Genomic DNA, 16,973 nt, shown 5'->3' with positions numbered 1-16,973 from the left:
GATGAGCATTGCCAATCCACATCTGAAATTCGCCTCGCAGGCCGTGGCCAAACCCTACTTCGTATTCGCCCTGATGCTGTTCCTCGGCCAGGTGCTGTTCGGCCTGATCATGGGCCTGCAATACGTGGTCGGCGACTTCCTGTTCCCCACCATCCCGTTCAACGTGGCGCGCATGGTCCACACCAACCTGCTGATCGTCTGGCTGCTGTTCGGCTTCATGGGCGCGGCCTACTACCTGGTGCCGGAAGAGGCCGACCGTGAACTGCACAGTCCGAAACTGGCGATCGTGCTGTTCTGGGTGTTCGCCGTGGCCGGGGTGCTGACCATCCTCGGCTACCTGCTGGTGCCCTATGCGGGCCTGGCCCGGCTGACCCACAACGAACTGCTGCCGACCATGGGCCGGGAGTTCCTGGAGCAGCCGACCATCACCAAGCTGGGCATCGTGCTGGTGTGCCTGGGTTTCCTCTACAACATCGGCATGACCCTGCTCAAGGGTCGCAAGACCACCGTCAGCATGGTGATGATGACCGGCCTGATCGGCCTGGCGGTGTTCTTCCTGTTCTCCTTCTACAACCCCGGCAACCTGGCCCGTGACAAGTTCTACTGGTGGTGGGTGGTGCACCTCTGGGTGGAAGGTGTGTGGGAATTGATCATGGGGTCGATGCTGGCCTTCGTGCTGATCAAGATCACTGGCGTCGACCGCGAGGTGGTGGAGAAGTGGCTGTACGTGATCATCGCCATGGCGCTGATCAGCGGCATCATCGGCACCGGCCACCACTTCTTCTGGATCGGCGCGCCCGAGGTCTGGTTGTGGGTCGGCTCGATCTTCTCGGCCCTGGAACCGCTGCCGTTCCTGGCCATGGTGATGTTCGCCTTCACCATGGTGCGCAACCGTCGGCGCCAACACCCCAACCGCGCCGCCACGCTGTGGGCCAAGGGCACCACGGTCACCGCGTTCTTCGGTGCCGGGGTCTGGGGCTTCCTGCACACCCTGGCGCCGGTCAACTACTACACCCACGGCACGCAACTGACTGCGGCCCACGGTCACCTGTCGTTCTACGGGGCCTACGCGATGATCGTCATGACCCTGATCAGCTACGCCATGCCGCGTTTGCGCGGTCTGGGCGAGGCGCCTGACGAGCGTGCGCAGACCCTGGAAATCTGGGGCTTCTGGCTGATGACCCTGTCGATGGTGATGATCACCTTGCTGCTCACCGCTGCCGGCGTGGTCCAGGTACTGCTGCAACGCTGGGCCGAAGACGGCAGCGCCTTGCCGTTCATGTCCACCACCGAGCACCTGCGTGGCCTGTTCTGGGCGCGCCTGGCCAGTGGCGTGGGCTTCATGGCCGGACTGATCTGCTACCTGCTGAGCTTTCGCCAGCGGGGTCGCGCCGCCCTGGCCGCACCGGCCCCGGTGGTCGCGTCCTGAGGCTGGCTGGCGCTTGAAAAAAAACGCGGCCCGGCCAGCACGGCGGGCCGCTTCCTGGTGTTCAGAGGAGGTGCCGCAATGGCCTTCACGGTTGAACTGGAAGAATGGGTCGGCAGCGTCTGGCATCGCTTCATCACTCGCCGGGCCAGTAGCGATTTTCCCGAGGCACGGGTCGAGCTGGCGTCCCGGCAGCGGGCCCTGGCCGTGCTGTATCGGGCCATGGGCGGTGCGCCCGGCAAGAACCTCGAGGCGGCCAGCGAGCGCGACCTGTTGCTGCGCCGCAGCCTGCTGCAGCAGATCGCCGGGACGTGCCGGCAAGCGCCCCTGGCCTGTTGCGACGAACAACACCTGCGCTTGCCGGCCAGCCTGGCGGTGTTTCCCGATCCCCAACTGAATGCGGAACTCTACCGCTGGCTGGTGTTGCTGGCGGCCCAGGCCGGCCCCATGCGCCACTGGGGGCGGGACAACCAGCGCTGGACCCAGGCATTGCTGCAGGCCTATCCGGGGCTGGCCAGGCGCTACCGGCGCCTGGTGGAGGCGCACCTGCAGTTGCGCCCCGACCCGGCCACGCTGCGACCGGACGAGGCAGCCCTGGAGCGCGCCCTGTGCCGGGCCCTGCGCGAGCCGGGCAGTGTCCGTGAGTTTCCCCGTAGTGAACGGGCCGCCTGGCCGCTGCCCCTGTGGCTGTATCCGCCGCTGCACCTTTGCAGCCCGCAGGCGGCGGACTTCGAGCAGGACGACAGCCCACTGCCGGCCAGTGCCGGTGAGCAGCAGGGCGGGCGCAAGCGGGCCACGCGCATCGATGACGCGCCGGCCAAGGGCGGCCTGCTGATCGTGCGCCTGGAGAACCTGTTCAGTTGGACCGAACACGTCGAGCTCGACCGCTGGGAGGATGACAGCCAGGACCCCGACGCCGCCCGGGTCGCCGAGGACCTCGACCACCTGACCCTGTCGCGCACGCGGATCCGCAAGGGTGGCGGCCTCAAGTTGCACCTGGACCTGCCACCGGCGGACATCGACGACCTGCCCCTGGGCGAGGGCATCAAGCTGCCCGAGTGGGACTATCGCCAGGGCCGGCTGCGGGAGGACTTCGTCAACCTGCAGCTGTTCGAGCCACGGGATTGCCAACCGCAAGCGCTGCCGGGCCATCTGCAGGCCCCGGCCCGGCGCTTGCGCCGGCAGTTCGAGCAGTTGCGCGACCGTCGCCAATGGCTGCGCCAGCAATCCCAGGGCAGCGAGCTGGACCTGCAAGCCTGGCTGGACTTCCACGTCGAGCGCCAGCACGGGCGCAGCGCCGCGCGCGGTTTGTTCCTGGAGCGGCGCCAGACCCAGCGCGACCTGGCGTGCCTGCTGCTGGCGGATGTGTCGATGTCCACCGATGCGCACCTGAACGACCAGCACCGGGTGATCGAGGTGATCCGCGACAGCCTGCTGCTGTTCGGCGAGACTTTGTCGCTGCTCCGCGACGATTTCGCCTTGTACGGTTTCTCCTCGCTGCGCCGCCAGCAGGTACGACTGCAGGAACTCAAGGGTTTCGACCAGGCCTACGACGACCGTATCCGGGGCAAGATCCAGAGCCTCAGGCCCGGCTACTACACCCGCATGGGCGCGGCGATCCGCCAGGCCACGCGCCTGCTGCAAGGGCGCAAGCACCAGCGCAAGCTGCTGTTGCTGCTCACCGATGGCAAGCCCAACGACCTGGATCTGTACGAAGGGCGCTATGGCGTCGAAGACACCCGTGAGGCGCTGCGCGAAGCCCGGCGCCAGGGGCTCACGCCGTTCTGCATCACCATCGATCGCGAGGCCGGGGCCTATCTGCCGTACATGTTCGGCAGCCACGGCTACAGCCTGATCCACCAGCCCGAGCAGCTACCCCTGCGCCTGCCGCAGCTGTACCGCCAATTGACCCAGCCCTGAGGCCGGGTCGAGGGCGATGCCTAGCGCGGCAACCACAGCACCATCGCCAGGCAGAACAGCGTCAGGGCGATACAGAACCCCATGAAGCGCTTCTGCCGGCGTGCCCCGGCCTGGGCCGCCCTGGCCGGCAGCGGCATGCCGCAGTGCTGGCAGTGGTCGGCCCCGGGCGGATTGTCCTGCTGGCAGTACAGGCATTGCACCTGGAGGCTCATTCGAATTGCTCCAGCCGTGGCCGGTCGAGAATGACGATGCGCCGGCCGTCCTGGCTGATGATCTTGTCGTCGATCAGGCGCCGGATGATCCGCGAGAAGGTCTCGGGCTGGATCGCCAGGTGCCCGGCGATCAGTTGCTTGGCCATCGGCAGCTCGAACTGGCGCTCCACGGGCTGGGCCTGCATCAGCTGGGTGAGCAGGTAGCGCACCACCCGGTGGGTGGCGTTTTTCAGCGACAGCGTCTCGATCTCGTTGACCCGCTGGTGCAGGCGTACGCAGAGCTTGCCCAGCAGGGCGAAGGTCAGCCGGCTGTTGCTTTGCAGCAGGCGGATATAGGTGGCATTGGACAGCCGGTACAGTTGCGCGGGGCCGACGGCCTCGGCCGAGGCCACGTAGTTGGGGGTGTCCATCAGCATCATCGCTTCGGCGAAGGTCTGGCGCGGGCCAATCACCTCGAAGACCTTCTCCTGGCCGTCCGGGGTCAGGCGGTAGATCTTCACCGCCCCGGCAATGACGAAATAGAACGCATCGGCCACTTCGCCCTGGTGGAACAGCGGCTCGCCCTTGTCGACGCTGAGCAGTTGGCTGGTGGCCATCAGCTCGTCAAGCTGCTCGTCGTTCAAGGGCTCGAACAGGTGATGGCTGCGCAAGATCTGGTGGTGGACTCGGTGAAGCACCATGGCTATTGATCCTCGTGTAGGAAAGGGCAGGGAACGGGTTCAGACCAGGCTCAGGGAAATACCGCTGGCGGCCGCCACAAGGGCGCTGAGGATGCAGAACCAAGCCAGGGGCTGGACGATGTTTTTCATGGGAACTCCAGGAACGCGGGACAGCTTTGCCGAGCAAGACCCGGACCAGGCCCGGGCGCCCGCAAATCCTGGGCCTGAATGACGGCAGGGTTTAAATGACCCTGATGATCAGGGTTCTAATAACCATGATCGGGTTGTTTTTACCCTGCGATGGGCGCCAGGGTGCCGGCCAGCCGCGCCCGGGCACAGGGCACGACCCTTGCACTACCCGTCTGGACAGCCAGGTTGCGGCTGTCGTCGACCAGCTCATCGACTGCTTCGTTGATGTGGCGCAGCGGCGACGGTCGGCGAATGGCAGAAGGTGACGCCGGGATTCGCTTCGCCGTGGATAGCACCGGCAACAAGGTAAGGAGTGGCTTGATGCAAGTACTTGATCGCCGTAAGGCCCTGGCCGTAGCGCCGTTGTTGCGCCTGGCGTTCCGTCCGATGTTCCTCGCCGGCTGCGTCCTCGCGCTGCTGGCGGTACCGCTGTGGCTGGCGGCGCTGCAGGGCGTGCTGGGCAGTTGGCAGCCCGCGGGCGGCTGGCTGGCCTGGCACCGCCACGAGCTGGTATTCGGTTTCGGCCTGGCGATCATCGCCGGGTTCCTGCTCACCGCGGTGCAGACCTGGACCGGCCAGCCGGGCCTGTCCGGCAAGCCGCTGGCGGGCCTGGCGCTGTTGTGGCTGGCGGCGCGGATGGCCTGGCTGGCGAACCTGCCCTGGCCGCTGCTGGCGCTGCTGGAACTGGGTTTTCCATTGCTGGTGGCGCTGGTCATGGCGCGGACCCTGTGGCGGGTGCGCCAGCAGCGCAACTATCCGCTGGTGCTGGTCCTGTTGTTGCTGACGGCGGTGGACGGCCTGGCGGTGTGCGGCCTGGTGCGTGGCGATGAGGGCTGGCAGCGCCAGGCGGTGCTGGCCGGTATCTGGCTGGTGGCGGCGATCATGGGCCTGATCGGTGGCCGGGTGATTCCGTTCTTCACCCAGCGCGGGCTGGGGCGGGCCGAGGCGGTGGCGCCCTGGCCCTGGCTGGACTGGCTGTTGCTGGGCGGTTCGGCCCTGGTGGCGCTGCTGTATGCCGCTGGGCTGGCCCTGGCCCCGAGCCCCTGGCTGGGCCTGTTGTTCGCCTTCCTGGCGCTCGGGCACCTGGTACGCCTGTGGCGCTGGCATGATCGCGGCCTGTGGCAGGTACCGCTGCTGTGGTCGCTGCACCTGGCCTATGCCTGGCTGGCGCTGGCCTGCCTGGGCATGGCCCTGTGGCATGGCGGGGTGGCGCTGAACCCGAGCCTGGCGGTGCACTGCCTGACCATCGGCGCCATGGCCGGGTTGATCCTGGCGATGATCGCCCGGGTCAGCCTCGGCCATACCGGGCGGCCGTTGCAGCCACCGGCGGGGATGACCCAGGCCTTTATCCTGATCAACCTGGCGGGTGTCTGTCGGGTGCTGCTGGTGCCCTGGCTGCCCCAGGCCGGGTTGTGGCTGGCGGGCGCGTGCTGGGCCCTGGCCTTCGCCCTGTATGCCTGGCGCTACGGGCCGATGCTGCTGCAGCCACGGGTCGACGGCCACCCAGGTTAAGGTTCAGGAGAGTCCAGGATGTTCTATCCCTATCTGTTGCTGATCCACCTGCTGGCGGCCATCGCGTTCATCGGCACGCTGTTCTTCGAGCTGCTCATCTGGCCGGCGGTACGCCGCCAGGTGCCGGCCGCGGCCCTGGCCGGGGTCGACCAGGCGCTGTCGGTGCGCTCGCGCAAGGTCCTGCATGGCGTGGTGGTGTTGCTCTATGGCGCTGGAATCGGCCTGGCCTGGCACCATCGCCTGGCCCTGGCGCACCCGCTGGGCAGCACCTTCGCCAGCTTGCTGGGGCTGAAGATCGTCCTGGCCCTGAGCATCATTGGCCACTATCTCCTGCTGGCGTTCTGGCTACTTAGCGGACGCCTGAGCGAGGGCCGGGCGCTGGGCATCCGCCGCAGCATCCTTGGGCACATGGTATTGATCGTGATCCTGGCCAAGGCCATGTTCTATTGGCATTGACCGGCGCGGACCGGCTCGTTTCCACCAGGGAACGGGCCGGTCCGGGAGGGGTGCGGGTTATTGCAGGGCCTGGGTGAACAGCACGTCGTTTTCCAGCTGGATGTGCTCCAGCAGGTCGTCGCGAAACTCCTGCAGGCCGCTGTACAGGGTGCGCCAGGTGTTGCAGGCGGCCTCTGGGGTGGTGATCTGCCCCGTCAGTTGCATCAACCGTTCCAGGGCTTCGCCGTGCTGGTCGTGCTCCAGGCGCATCACGTGGATCGGCGCACCGGCCTGGCGGCCCATGCCCCGTTGCAGCATCGGGAACAGCACCTGTTCCTCCTTGAGCATGTGGCTTTCCAGTTCCTGTTGCATGTCCTGCAAGTGATCGGCCAGGCCTTCGGGGCAGTGGCTGTCGCCGGCATGCACCTGTTCCACCCGGCGGGCCAGGCGGATCAGTTCCGGCAGTTGCTCGCGGTGGCGGTCGTGAAAACGCGACAGGATGTGCTCGATAAGTTCGTTTTGGGACAGTGTCTGGTTCATCAGGGGATTCCTGGGGGGGGTGGGTCTTGCCTGGTGATTGCATCGCCCATGCCAGCTTTGATTGCCCGGAATCAATGGCCGTTTCCTGGACTATGGTGAAATCCACCGCGATTTCCCTGGGTAGATATGACCATAGAGGGTGAGGACCACCATGTTGCGAGAAAGCCTGGCCGCCGACCTGATCGTCGAGTTGCCCAATGCCGTGCGGTTGCAACGACTGGTGCAGACCCTGCGCGAATACTTTCGTTGCGGTGCGGTCGGCCTGTTGCGCCTGGAGGACGACAGCCTGCGGCCGCTGGCCACCGTCGGCCTGGTGCACGAGGCCCTCGGGCGGCGCTTCGTGATTGCCCAGCACCCGCGGCTGGCGGCGATCATGGCCTCGCGCGAGCCGACCTGGTTCGAGCCCGACAGCCGCTTGCCGGACCCTTACGACGGCCTGCTCGATACTGCCGTCAGCGAACCCTTGGCCGTGCACGACTGCATGGGCGTGAGCCTGTACATCGAAGGCCGGATCTGGGGCGCGATCACCCTCGATGCCTTGCAGGCCGGCACCTTTGACGATGACGCCCGGGACGAGCTCAAGCGCTGCACCTTGCAGATCGAGGCGGCCGTGCGCGTCACCCGCCTGGAGCAGGAGAACCGCAGCCTGCGCTTGTCCCGCAGCGAACCTGTGGATGTGCGGCGGCCCCTGGAGGAGGGCGAGATCCTCGGCCAGAGCGATGTGTTGCACCAGTTGCTCAACGAACTGGACGTGCTGGCCGACTCCGAGCTGCCGGTGTTGCTGCTGGGCGAGACCGGGGTCGGCAAGGAGCTGTTCGCCCGGCGCCTGCATCGCCTGTCACGGCGCAGCCACAAGCCTCTGGTGCAGGTCAACTGCGCGGCCTTGCCCGAATCCCTGGCCGAGAGCGAGCTGTTCGGCCATGTCAAAGGGGCGTTCTCCGGTGCCACCAGCGATCGCGCCGGGCGCTTCGATGCGGCCAACGGCGGCACGCTGTTCCTCGACGAGGTGGGCGAGCTGCCCCTGAGCGTCCAGGCCAAGCTGCTGCGTACCTTGCAGAACGGCGAGATCCAGCGGCTGGGGGCGGACAAGCCGCTGCACGTCAATGTGCGCATCATCGCCGCCACCAACCGACACCTGCCCGACAGCATCCGCGATGGCCTGTTTCGCGCCGACCTCTATCACCGCTTGTCGGTGTACCCGGTACCGATCCCGCCGCTGCGTGAGCGTGGCCAGGATGTCCTGCTGATCGCCGGGCACTTTCTCGAACTCAACCGCACCCGCCTGGGCTTGCGCGGGCTGCGCCTGTCGGCGGCGGCCGAGCGGGCGCTGCTGGGCTACCGCTGGCCGGGCAACGTGCGCGAGTTGGAACACGTGATCGGCCGGGCTGCGCTCAAGCAGCTCAGCCGCGACGGCAGCCGCAGCCTGATCATCACCCTGGAGCCCGAGGCCCTGGACCTGGACAGCACCCCGGCAGCGCCACCGGTGCCCGAGCAGCCGGCGGATCCGGGCTTGCCTTTGACCTCCCTGGGGGATGCGGTGGATGCCTGCCAGCGCCAGTGCATCGTCCAGGCCTTGCGCCTGAGCGGGGATAACTGGGCCGCTGCGGCGCGGCTGCTAGCGGTGGACCCGAGCAACCTGCACAAGCTGGCCAGGCGCTTGCGGCTCAAGTAGCGCCAGCGGCGTTGATGGCGGTCAAGGTGCGTAAGTGGCGCTGCTTACAGACTGCGCAGCACTTACCAGGAGATCACCGAAATGCCGCTGTCCCTTGCCCAGATGCGCCGTAACTACACCCTAGGTGGCCTGCACGAAGAGCGGGCGCCGGACGATCCGCTGCTGCTGTTCGGCCAGTGGCTGGAGCAGGCGCGGGAAACCGAGAGCGCCCCCGTGGAGGCCAACAGCATGCACCTGGCCACCGTGGACAGCCAGGGCCGGCCCCATGGCCGGGTGTTACTGCTCAAGGGGGTGAGCGCTGAGGGGTTCACCTTCTTCGGCAATTACCAGAGTGCCAAGGGCCTGGAGCTGGCGGCCAACCCCCAGGCCGCCATGACCTTCTTCTGGCCGGCCCTGGAGCGCCAGGTGCGGATCGAGGGCCCGGTAGTGCGCCTGGCGGATGAGCTGTCCGACGCCTATTTCGATTCCCGGCCCCTGGCCAGCCGCCTAGGCGCCTGGGCCTCGCCCCAGAGCCGGCCGCTGGCCGATCGCGATGAACTGCAGGCGCTGCTGGCCCAGACCATCCGCCGCTTCGTTGAAAAACCCCTGCACCGGCCTGCGCACTGGGGTGGCTATTGCCTGCAACCCGAGCGCCTGGAGTTCTGGCAAGGGCGGGCCGACCGCCTGCACGACCGTCTCGACTATCGGCGCCAGGGCGGCCAGTGGCGGCGCCAACGCCTGGCGCCCTGAGCCGCACCCCCGGAGGTACCTCCAAGGAGGGATGGGCCCGCCGGGGCTTTGGGTCCAGGCTTGGGCCCAAAGCCGATTCCCCAGCTACAGGACACCCAGGCCATGGCCCATTTGTCGCAACGCACTTTTGTACCCTTGAACATCGCCGTGCTGACCATCAGCGATACCCGCACCTTCGAGACCGACAGCTCCGGACAGACCCTTGTGGACCTGTTGCAGGCCGCCGGCCATGCGCTGGTGGACCGCGAGCTGGTCCGGGACGATATCTACCAGATCCGCGCCACGCTCTCGCGCTGGATCGCCGACCCTGCGGTGCAGGTGGTGCTGACCACCGGCGGCACCGGCTTCACTGCCCGGGACAACACGCCCCAGGCGGTGCTACCGCTACTGGACAAGCACGTGGAAGGTTTCGGCGAAGTGTTCCGCCAGGTCTCCCTGGCGGAGATCGGTATGTCGACCCTGCAATCCCGCGCCCTGGCCGGGATGAGCAATGGCGTACTGGTGTGCTGCGTACCGGGCTCGCCCGGGGCCTGCCGCACCGCCTGGACGCAGATCCTGCACAACCAGCTGGACAGCCGCACCGGCCCGTGCAACTTCGCCCCGCATCTGAAGCCGCAACCCGGCGCGGCCATCGCCGCTTGCGAGGTACGACCATGAGCGTCGGGCCTTGCGACAGCGGCACGCTGCTGCCGGTGGACCTGGCCATCGGCCATTTGCTCGAACGCGCGCCACGCCCGCCGCAACTGCATTGCCTGGCCCTGGAACAGGCCCTGGGCCGGGTCCTCGGAACCGATGTCCATGCCCCCCGTGCCTTGCCGGGCTGGGACAACAGCGCCATGGACGGCTATGCCTTGCGCGCTGCCGACCTGCCGGCCGCGGGTGGCTGCCTGGTCCTGACCGGGCGGGTCGCTGCGGGCCAGGCGGCGACCACGGCGTTGCTGGCCGGGCAAGCGGTGCGGATCTTCACCGGCGCGCCGCTGCCACCGGGCGCCGATACGGTGGTGCCCCAGGAGCTGTGCCGGGTCGAAGGCCAGCAACTGTGGTTGCCGGCGGTCAGCGTTGGCCAGCACGTGCGCAAGGCCGGCGAAGAGGTCCGTGAAGGGCATCTGCTGTTGCCCGCCGGCAAGCGTCTGCGGGCCCAGGAGCTGGGCCTGCTGGCGGCTTGCGGGGTCAGTTGGGTCGAGGTCTACCGGCCGCTGCGGGTCGGCCTGCTGAGCAGTGGCGACGAGCTGCGCGAACCCGGCCAGCCCCTGGCGCCGGGGCAGATCTACAACAGCAACCGCTATTGCCTGTCGGCGCTGCTGCAGGGGTGGGGCGTCGAGGTCCACGACTACGGCGCGATGGCCGATGAACTGCAGGCCAGCAAGCAGACCCTGCACCTGGCCGCCCAGGAATGCGACCTGTTGCTCAGCTCCGGTGGGGTCTCGGTGGGCGAGGAGGATCACCTCAAGCAGGCGATCCGCGAACTGGGCCAGGTGGACTTCTGGCGCCTGGCCATCCAGCCGGGCAAGCCCCTGGCCTTTGGCACCGTGGCGGACAAGCCCTGGCTCGGCCTGCCGGGTAATCCGGCGGCGGCGTTGATCACCGCGCTGGTGGTGTTGCGTCCGTTCCTGCTGCGCAGCCAGGGCCTGCGCGATGTCGTGCCGCAACCGGTGGCGTTGCCGGCCGGCTTCGACTGGCCGCAAGCCAATCGCCGGCGCCAGTACCTGCGCGCCCGGCTGGTGCCGGGGGATAACGGCCAGTGCCGCGTGCAACTGCATCCCCAGCAGAGTTCGGCGATGCTCAGCGCCGCCTGCTGGGCCGATGGCCTGGCGCTGGTGGAGTGCCAGCAACAACTGCGCCAGGACGACCCGGTGCAATTCCTCTCGTTCGCCGAGCTGATGCAGTGAGCGCTCTTGATTATCGTCAAGGTCCTGGCGGGTGCGCTGGCTAGACTGGCAGCGCTTTTTTTCCAGTGCTCCGGGCCTGCTGGCGGTCTGCACGAAAGGTGGGTGGAGCAGGTTCTTTGAAGAGGAATGCCCATGCAACTGGTCTGCCCGGCAGGCAACCTGCCTGCCCTCAAGGCCGCGGTGCGCCAAGGCGCTGACGCGGTCTACGTCGGTTTTCGCGATGACACCAATGCCCGCAGCTTCGCTGGGCTGAACATGGACGACAAGCAGTTCGACGCCGCCGTCGCCCATATCCGCCAACACCAGCGCCAGCTCTATGTGGCGGTCAACACCTACCCCCAACCCCAGGGCTGGGAGCGCTGGCAACGGGCGGTGGACCGCGCCGCCGACCATGGCGTGGATGCCTTGATCGCCGCCGATCCCGGGGTCCTGGGCTATGCCACCGAGCGCCATCCGCACCTGAGCCTGCACCTGTCGGTGCAAGGCTCGGCCACCAACGCCAGTGCCCTGGCGTTCTACTCCCAGCACTACAACATCCGTCGCGCCGTGTTGCCCCGGGTGCTGTCCCTGGCCCAGGTGCGCCAGGTGGCGGTCAACAGCGCCGTGCCCATCGAGGTGTTCGCCTTCGGCAGCCTGTGCATCATGGCCGAGGGCCGTTGCCACCTGTCGTCCTACATCACGGGCGAGTCGCCGAACCTGTGCGGGGTCTGCTCGCCGGCCAAGGCGGTGCGCTGGAGCGAGGATGCCGAGGGCTTGAGCGCCCGCCTGAGCGAAGTGCTGATCGACCGCTATGGGCACGACGAGCCGGCCGGCTACCCGACCCTGTGCAAGGGGCGGTTCATGGTCGGCGGCAAGCGCTTCCATGCCCTGGAGGAGCCCACTAGCCTCGACACCCTCGACCTGCTGCCGGAGTTGGCGGCGATCGGCGTGCAGGCGGTGAAGATCGAAGGGCGCCAGCGCAGCCCGGCCTATGTCGAGCAGGTCACCCGGGTCTGGCGCGCGGCGCTGGATGCCCATCGCCTGGCGCCCGAGCGTTTCGCGGTCAAGGACCAGTGGCGGCATGTGCTGGCCGGGCTTTCCGAAGGCAGCCAGACCACCCTGGGCGCCTACCACCGTTCATGGCAATGAGGGATTACCGATGAAGCTCAGCCTGGGACCCGTCCTCTACTACTGGGACAAGGAGCGCTTGGCGCGATTCTACGAACAGATGGCCAGCCTGGCGCTGGATGTGATCTACCTGGGGGAAACCGTGTGCTCCAAGCGCCGGGTGCTCAACCTGGACCAGTGGCTGGGCCTGGGCCGCGAGCTGCAGCAGGCCGGTGCGGCGCAGATCGTGCTGTCGGGCCTGACCCTGATCGAGGCCGCCTCCGAGCTGTCGAGCCTGCGCCGGCTGTGTGACAACGGCCAGTTCCTGGTGGAGGCCAACGACATGGGCGCGGTGCAGTTCCTGGCCGAGCGCCAACTGCCGTTCGTGGCCGGCCCGGCGCTGAACCTGTACAACGGCCATGCCCTGGCCAAGCTGCAGGACTGCGGGATGATCCGCTGGGTGCCACCGGTGGAATGCTCCGCGGCCCTGGTGCGCGCCGTGCTCGAGCAAGTTGCCGGGCTGGGCCGGGCCTTGCCTGAGGTCGAGGTGTTCGCCTACGGCCACCTGCCACTGGCCTACTCGGCGCGTTGCTTCACCGCCCGTGCGGAAAACCGCCCCAAGGACGACTGCCAGTTCTGCTGCATCAACTACCCCGACGGCCTGGCCCTGAGCAGCCAGGAAGGCCAGGCGCTGTTCACCCTCAATGGCATCCAGACCATGTCGGCCGAGGTCACCAACCTGCTGGCCGATTATCCGGGGCTGGTGGCCTGTGGCGCCGACCTGTTGCGCCTGAGCCCCCGGGCAGAAGGCATGGTCCAGGTGGTGGAGGCCTTCGCCCGGGTCTGCCAGGGCGAGGCGCCACCGCTGTGCGTGGACGGCTGCAATGGTTACTGGCATGGCCAGGCGGGCATGCTGCGGGTCGAGGAGGCGGGACTGTGCTGAAACCTATGCAATGGCTGCTCAAGAGCGCTGACCGGATGTTGCCGCTGGTGCGCCGGGTGCCGTTCGGCCTCCAGCGCCTGGCCCTGGAGCAGGCGCTCAACCGCTGCCTGGCCGAGCCCCTGGCCGATGGCGAGTTCGACCTGTTGCGCGGGCGCTGGTTGTGCCTGCGCATCAGCGACCTGGACCTGACCTGGTACCTGACGCGCCAGCGCGGTGGCCTGCACATCGCCCAGCGAGCCCGGGCCGACGTCAGCATCCGCGGCAACTGGCGCGAGTTCCTGCTGCTGGCCAGCCGCCAGGAAGACCCGGATACCTTGTTCTTCCGCCGGCGCCTGGTGATCGAGGGCGATACCGAGCTGGGCCTGACCCTGAAGAACCTGATCGACAGCCTTGACCCGCAGGTATTGCCGGGGTGGTTGTGGCGCAACCTGGAACGGGCCGGCCAGGGCTTGGCCGGCACCGCTGGGCCCGGCGCTCAGCCGGGGTAGTCGGCCAGGCGGTCGAGGGCGAGGATCTGGATGCTGCGTCTTTGCATGCTGATCAAGCCCTCGTCCACCAGCCGGTGCAGGGTCCGCGAGAAGGTCTCCGGCTGGATGCCGAGCTTGGAGGCCACCAGGCGCTTGGAAACCTGCAACTCGACCCGGCCATCGCCGGTGTTGCATTCCTGGAGCAGGAAGTTGATCACCCGGCGGCTGGCATTGGGCAGGATCAGGGTGTCGATGTCCCGCAGGCGCTGGTGCAGGTGCTGGCTCATGCTGGCCATGACTGCCAGGCACACCTGCGGCTGGTCCTGCAGGGCGTGGCGATAGTGCGCGCCGTCGATGCTCACCAGCACGCAATCCTTGAGGGCACCGGCGCTCACCGGAAAGCTGTGGGCCTGGCTGAACTGCAAGGCCTCGGCGAAGGTCTGGCCCGGCTGGATGATTTCCACCAGGTGTTCCTGGCCCTCGACGTTGAGCCGGTACAGCTTGATCTGGCCGCTGACCAGCAGGAAGAAGCGCTTGGCCGGTTCGCCCTGGCGCACCAGGATGTCGTGGCAGGCCAGGCGCTTGAGGGTGGCCAGGGCGCAGACGTCCTCGAAGACCTGGCCCGGCAGCTTGGCGAACAGGTAGTGGCGACGCAACAGCAGGACGGTGGATGGGTGATTGAGCATGGCGTACCTCCGCTGCCGCCCATGGTAGGGCGACGGACGCCGGCGGCCCATGCCTCCACCGGCCTACCTCCAAGGGAGCAGTCAGGAGACCTGGCGCAGGTGCTCCATGGCCCACACGGCGGCTTCGACCTGCGAGCGCAGGCCCAGCTTGTGCAGCAGGTTCTTCACATGCACCTTGACCGTGCCCTCGGTGATGCCCAGCTTGTGGCCGATGACCTTGTTGCTGTAGCCGCTGGCGATGCTGCGCAGGACCTGGCGCTCGCGCTCGGTGAGCTCGACCTCGTTCTGCCGTGGTGGCGAGCGCAGGGCCTGGGCCATGACCCGGGTCAGCCCCGGGCTGATCACCAGGACGCCGTCCATGGCGTCGCGGATGTACTGGATCAGCAGCTCCGGTTCCATGTCCTTGAGCAGGTAGCCATCGGCGTCCAGGCGCAGGGCATCGCGAATGTCGTCCTCGGCATCGGATACGGTGAACAGCAGGACCTTGCCGGCAAAATCCTGCGCGCGCAGGTGGCGCAGGGTTTCCAGGCCGTTCATCTGCGGCATGTTGTTGTCCAGCAGGATCAGGTCCGGTTGCAGCGAGTCCAGCAGGGCCAGGGCCTCGGCACCGTGGTTGGCTTCGCCGACGATGATGAAGTCGTCTTCGAGTTCGAGCATCTGGCGGATGCCGCGACGCATCATCGGATGGTCGTCCACCAGCAGGATGCGGTGGCGCGGGGAGGGGTTCATGAGGGTTTACCTTCTGTCAGGCGCCCGAGAAATTCCGGGCGAAACTCCATCTTGACCAGGGTGCCCTGGGGCTCCCGGGAAAAAATCTGTAATTGGCCGCGCAGGCTGCGGGCCCGCTCGTCCATGATGTTCAAACCGTGGTGCTCGCGCAGGTCGTGGCTCCCGCTGAAGCCGCGGCCATCGTCCTCGATCGACAGGCACAGCCGCTCGCCGTGCTGGCGCAGTTGCAGCCAGGCGTTTTGCGCGTGGGCATGGCGCAGGCAGTTGGACAGGGCCTCGCGGGTGATCTGCAGGATGTGGATCTGTTCGCTGGCCGACAGCTCGAAGGCCAGGCTGTCGATATGCAGGTGGACCTGGAACTCACCCCGGCGGGAAAACTCACCGGCAGTGTCCTTGAGTTCCTGCACCAGCCCGGCGTCCTGGATCCGCAGGCGGAAGGTGGTCAGCAACTCGCGCAGTTGGCGGTAGGCGGTGTTCAGGCCTTCACGCAGCTCGCTGGTGACGTTCTCCAGGGTCGCCACCGGCTCGCCCCGGCGCATCAGGGTCTGCATGCGGCTGACCTGCAGCTTCATGTAGGACAGCGCCTGGGCCAGGGAGTCGTGCAGTTCGCGGGCGATGATCGCGCGTTCCTCCAGCAGCACCAGGCGGTGATCCTGCTCGCGCTGGCGCTTGAGCTGCAGCGAGGTGCCGATCAGGTTGGCCAGGGCCTGGATCAGTTCGATTTCCCAGGGCTGGGGTTCCAGGCCGTTGTGAAAGTGCGCCTTGAGTTCACCGAAGGCACCGCCCTGGTGGCTGATGTCGAAGGCCAGGCTGTCGCTGCGCTGGCGGCAGCTGGCGCAGTCGCTGCTGGCGCAGATCTGCCGGTTGTCGCTGCCATGCAGGGCCAGCAGTTGCTTGGCCTGGGCCTGGCCTTGCAGGCACAACGACAGGCGCAGGCCCGGCAGGCGCTCCTGGAAGCGCCGGATCAGCTCGTCCAGGCCTTCGGCGTTGGCCTGGCGGGTGGCCAGGTTGCGACTGCTCTGGTACAGCAGCTCCAGCGCGGCGTTGGCTTGTTGCAGGTGCAGGGTCTTCTGCCGGACCTGGGTTTCCAGGGTGCGATGGGACTGCTCGATGGTCTCGGCCATGGCGTTGAAACTGGTGGCCAGCTGGCCCAGCTCGTCCTCGGACTGGTGGTTGACCCGGGCCCGGAAATCGCCGCAGCGAAAGCGCTGGGTGGCGTCCACCAGTTCCTTGAGCGGACTGATCACGTTGGATTGCAGTTCATACAGGCCGAACAGCAGGACGATCATGGTGGTGAACAAGGCCGCGCCCTGGATCAGTTGTTGCCAGCCTTGCTTGTGCTCGTTCTCGTGCTGCAACAGGCTGACGAACTGGTTGAGCCGCTCGACGAAGGGCTGGGTGCTGGCCTGGAACAGCCTGGCATCGCCGCGTTGCAGCGCCGGTTGCAGGATCTGCTGCCAGTCGTCCTGCAACTGCCGGTAGCTGAGCTGCAGGTCGAGGTCGTTGCCGTCCTCCAGCACGGTCTTGAGCGCCGGGCTGTTGAGGCGTTGCTGCAGGCTCTGGCTGATGCGCTCGAGCTCGTCGGCCCCGGCGCCGGCGGCCAGTTTCCAGCTCAGGTGGTAGGTCTCCATGCGCACCGAGCCTGCGGTATTGATCGCCGCTGCGTCGCCCTGGCTGAACCAGGCGATCAGGCCGGCGCTCAGAGAGCTGGCCAGGGCCAGCACGCTGATCAGGATCACCGCCAGGCCGGCGCGGGCCGGCAGCGAACTGCGCAACCAGGCGATCATCGGTGATCACCGAAAGCGGGCAGGTGAGAAGGGGGCATGTAGCGCTCCGGGATGGCAAAAGGTTGTTTCGCAGCCGGTCCCTGGCGCTCTAC

16 protein-coding genes and 1 pseudogene are annotated in these 16,973 nt (G+C 67.4%); 11 read left to right on the top strand and 6 right to left on the bottom strand.

Annotation, left to right across the window (positions count from 1 at the left end; all coding sequences use genetic code 11):
• Position 1 precedes the first annotated feature (1 nt).
• Both ATY02_RS17275 and ATY02_RS17270 read left to right on the top strand, forming a co-directional pair.
• A complete protein-coding gene (locus ATY02_RS17275; RefSeq protein WP_053129261.1) occupies positions 2-1,429 on the top strand; it encodes a cbb3-type cytochrome c oxidase subunit I in 1,428 nt (475 codons plus the stop codon).
• 78 nt (positions 1,430-1,507) lie between these two features.
• A complete protein-coding gene (locus ATY02_RS17270; RefSeq protein ID WP_068588479.1) occupies positions 1,508-3,346 on the top strand; it encodes a nitric oxide reductase activation protein NorD in 1,839 nt (612 codons plus the stop codon).
• Between the two features lie 20 nt (positions 3,347-3,366).
• On the opposite strand, the gene ATY02_RS17265 is transcribed toward ATY02_RS17270, so the two are convergent.
• Both ATY02_RS17265 and ATY02_RS17260 read right to left on the bottom strand, forming a co-directional pair.
• Positions 3,367-3,558 (bottom strand): hypothetical protein, encoded by a 192-nt coding sequence (locus ATY02_RS17265; protein ID WP_068588480.1) that lies wholly within the window; start codon positions 3,556-3,558, stop codon positions 3,367-3,369.
• Complete coding sequence (locus ATY02_RS17260) at positions 3,555-4,238, bottom strand: Crp/Fnr family transcriptional regulator (protein WP_068588483.1); 684 nt, start codon at positions 4,236-4,238, stop codon at positions 3,555-3,557. The genes ATY02_RS17265 and ATY02_RS17260 overlap by 4 nt, the downstream gene beginning before the upstream one ends.
• Positions 4,239-4,727: 489 nt before the next feature.
• On the opposite strand from ATY02_RS17260, the gene ATY02_RS17255 reads away from it, so the two are divergent.
• Together ATY02_RS17255 and ATY02_RS17250 are read left to right on the top strand one after the other, a co-directional pair.
• Positions 4,728-5,918: an NnrS family protein gene (locus ATY02_RS17255; protein ID WP_068588490.1), complete on the top strand. Its 1,191-nt coding sequence runs from the start codon at positions 4,728-4,730 to the stop codon at positions 5,916-5,918.
• 18 nt (positions 5,919-5,936) lie between these two features.
• Positions 5,937-6,374 (top strand): hypothetical protein, encoded by a 438-nt coding sequence (locus tag ATY02_RS17250; RefSeq protein WP_068588493.1) that lies wholly within the window; start codon positions 5,937-5,939, stop codon positions 6,372-6,374.
• 57 nt (positions 6,375-6,431) lie between these two features.
• On the opposite strand, the pseudogene ATY02_RS17245 reads toward ATY02_RS17250, so the two are convergent.
• Positions 6,432-6,866: pseudogene (locus ATY02_RS17245) on the bottom strand (hemerythrin domain-containing protein); the annotation flags it as partial.
• A gap of 178 nt (positions 6,867-7,044) precedes the next feature.
• Here ATY02_RS17245 and norR point away from each other — a divergent pair.
• From norR to ubiT, 7 genes are all read left to right on the top strand, one after another.
• Complete coding sequence (gene norR, locus ATY02_RS17240) at positions 7,045-8,565, top strand: nitric oxide reductase transcriptional regulator NorR (protein ID WP_068588582.1); 1,521 nt, start codon at positions 7,045-7,047, stop codon at positions 8,563-8,565.
• An 81-nt stretch (positions 8,566-8,646) separates the two neighbouring features.
• Complete coding sequence (gene pdxH / locus ATY02_RS17235; protein ID WP_068588580.1) at positions 8,647-9,294, top strand: pyridoxamine 5'-phosphate oxidase; 648 nt, start codon at positions 8,647-8,649, stop codon at positions 9,292-9,294.
• A 102-nt stretch (positions 9,295-9,396) separates the two neighbouring features.
• Positions 9,397-9,951: a molybdenum cofactor biosynthesis protein B gene (gene moaB / locus ATY02_RS17230; RefSeq protein ID WP_068583454.1), complete on the top strand. Its 555-nt coding sequence runs from the start codon at positions 9,397-9,399 to the stop codon at positions 9,949-9,951.
• Positions 9,948-11,183: a gephyrin-like molybdotransferase Glp gene (gene glp / locus ATY02_RS17225; RefSeq protein WP_068583276.1), complete on the top strand. Its 1,236-nt coding sequence runs from the start codon at positions 9,948-9,950 to the stop codon at positions 11,181-11,183. Before moaB ends, glp begins: the two co-directional genes overlap by 4 nt.
• A 132-nt stretch (positions 11,184-11,315) precedes the next feature.
• Positions 11,316-12,311 (top strand): ubiquinone anaerobic biosynthesis protein UbiU, encoded by a 996-nt coding sequence (gene ubiU, locus ATY02_RS17220; RefSeq protein WP_068583279.1) that lies wholly within the window; start codon positions 11,316-11,318, stop codon positions 12,309-12,311.
• A 10-nt stretch (positions 12,312-12,321) separates the two neighbouring features.
• Complete coding sequence (locus tag ATY02_RS17215; protein ID WP_068583282.1) at positions 12,322-13,212, top strand: U32 family peptidase; 891 nt, start codon at positions 12,322-12,324, stop codon at positions 13,210-13,212.
• A 5-nt stretch (positions 13,213-13,217) separates the two neighbouring features.
• Entirely contained in the window at positions 13,218-13,700 is a 483-nt protein-coding gene (gene ubiT / locus ATY02_RS17210; protein ID WP_416220685.1) for a ubiquinone anaerobic biosynthesis accessory factor UbiT, read from the top strand.
• On the opposite strand, the gene ATY02_RS17205 is transcribed toward ubiT, so the two are convergent.
• The 3 genes from ATY02_RS17205 to ATY02_RS17195 all read right to left on the bottom strand — a co-directional run bounded on the left by ATY02_RS17205 (position 13,688) and on the right by ATY02_RS17195 (position 16,881).
• Complete coding sequence (locus tag ATY02_RS17205; RefSeq protein WP_068583287.1) at positions 13,688-14,365, bottom strand: Crp/Fnr family transcriptional regulator; 678 nt, start codon at positions 14,363-14,365, stop codon at positions 13,688-13,690. The genes ubiT and ATY02_RS17205 overlap by 13 nt on opposite strands.
• Positions 14,366-14,446: 81 nt before the next feature.
• Entirely contained in the window at positions 14,447-15,094 is a 648-nt protein-coding gene (gene narL / locus ATY02_RS17200; protein ID WP_068583290.1) for a two-component system response regulator NarL, read from the bottom strand.
• A complete protein-coding gene (locus ATY02_RS17195; RefSeq protein ID WP_068583293.1) occupies positions 15,091-16,881 on the bottom strand; it encodes a HAMP domain-containing protein in 1,791 nt (596 codons plus the stop codon). Before ATY02_RS17195 ends, narL begins: the two co-directional genes overlap by 4 nt.
• Positions 16,882-16,973 lie beyond the last annotated feature (92 nt).

Origin of the sequence: Pseudomonas sp. BIOMIG1BAC (assembly GCF_001705995.2) — a bacterium.
Lineage (GTDB): Bacteria > Pseudomonadota > Gammaproteobacteria > Pseudomonadales > Pseudomonadaceae > Aquipseudomonas > Aquipseudomonas sessilinigenes.
Note: the sequence above shows the minus strand (reverse complement) of the source record. Positions and strands in the feature narration are given on the sequence as shown.

Excerpts from the sequence above, each read along its gene's own strand:
- glp (WP_068583276.1), top strand. The coding sequence starts at position 9,948 with ATGAGCGTCGGGCCTTGCGACAGCGGCACGCTGCTGCCGGTGGACCTG.
- ATY02_RS17255 (WP_068588490.1), top strand. The coding sequence starts at position 4,728 with ATGCAAGTACTTGATCGCCGTAAGGCCCTGGCCGTAGCGCCGTTGTTG.
- norR (WP_068588582.1), top strand. The coding sequence starts at position 7,045 with ATGTTGCGAGAAAGCCTGGCCGCCGACCTGATCGTCGAGTTGCCCAAT.
- ubiT (WP_416220685.1), top strand. The coding sequence starts at position 13,218 with ATGCAATGGCTGCTCAAGAGCGCTGACCGGATGTTGCCGCTGGTGCGC.
- ubiU (WP_068583279.1), top strand. The coding sequence starts at position 11,316 with ATGCAACTGGTCTGCCCGGCAGGCAACCTGCCTGCCCTCAAGGCCGCG.
- ATY02_RS17270 (WP_068588479.1), top strand. The coding sequence starts at position 1,508 with ATGGCCTTCACGGTTGAACTGGAAGAATGGGTCGGCAGCGTCTGGCAT.
- narL (WP_068583290.1), bottom strand. The coding sequence starts at position 15,094 with ATGAACCCCTCCCCGCGCCACCGCATCCTGCTGGTGGACGACCATCCG.
- ATY02_RS17215 (WP_068583282.1), top strand. The coding sequence starts at position 12,322 with ATGAAGCTCAGCCTGGGACCCGTCCTCTACTACTGGGACAAGGAGCGC.
- ATY02_RS17205 (WP_068583287.1), bottom strand. The coding sequence starts at position 14,365 with ATGCTCAATCACCCATCCACCGTCCTGCTGTTGCGTCGCCACTACCTG.
- moaB (WP_068583454.1), top strand. The coding sequence starts at position 9,397 with ATGGCCCATTTGTCGCAACGCACTTTTGTACCCTTGAACATCGCCGTG.
- ATY02_RS17260 (WP_068588483.1), bottom strand. The coding sequence starts at position 4,238 with ATGGTGCTTCACCGAGTCCACCACCAGATCTTGCGCAGCCATCACCTG.
- ATY02_RS17250 (WP_068588493.1), top strand. The coding sequence starts at position 5,937 with ATGTTCTATCCCTATCTGTTGCTGATCCACCTGCTGGCGGCCATCGCG.
- pdxH (WP_068588580.1), top strand. The coding sequence starts at position 8,647 with ATGCCGCTGTCCCTTGCCCAGATGCGCCGTAACTACACCCTAGGTGGC.
- ATY02_RS17265 (WP_068588480.1), bottom strand. The coding sequence starts at position 3,558 with ATGAGCCTCCAGGTGCAATGCCTGTACTGCCAGCAGGACAATCCGCCC.
- ATY02_RS17275 (WP_053129261.1), top strand. The coding sequence starts at position 2 with ATGAGCATTGCCAATCCACATCTGAAATTCGCCTCGCAGGCCGTGGCC.
- ATY02_RS17195 (WP_068583293.1), bottom strand. The coding sequence starts at position 16,881 with ATGATCGCCTGGTTGCGCAGTTCGCTGCCGGCCCGCGCCGGCCTGGCG.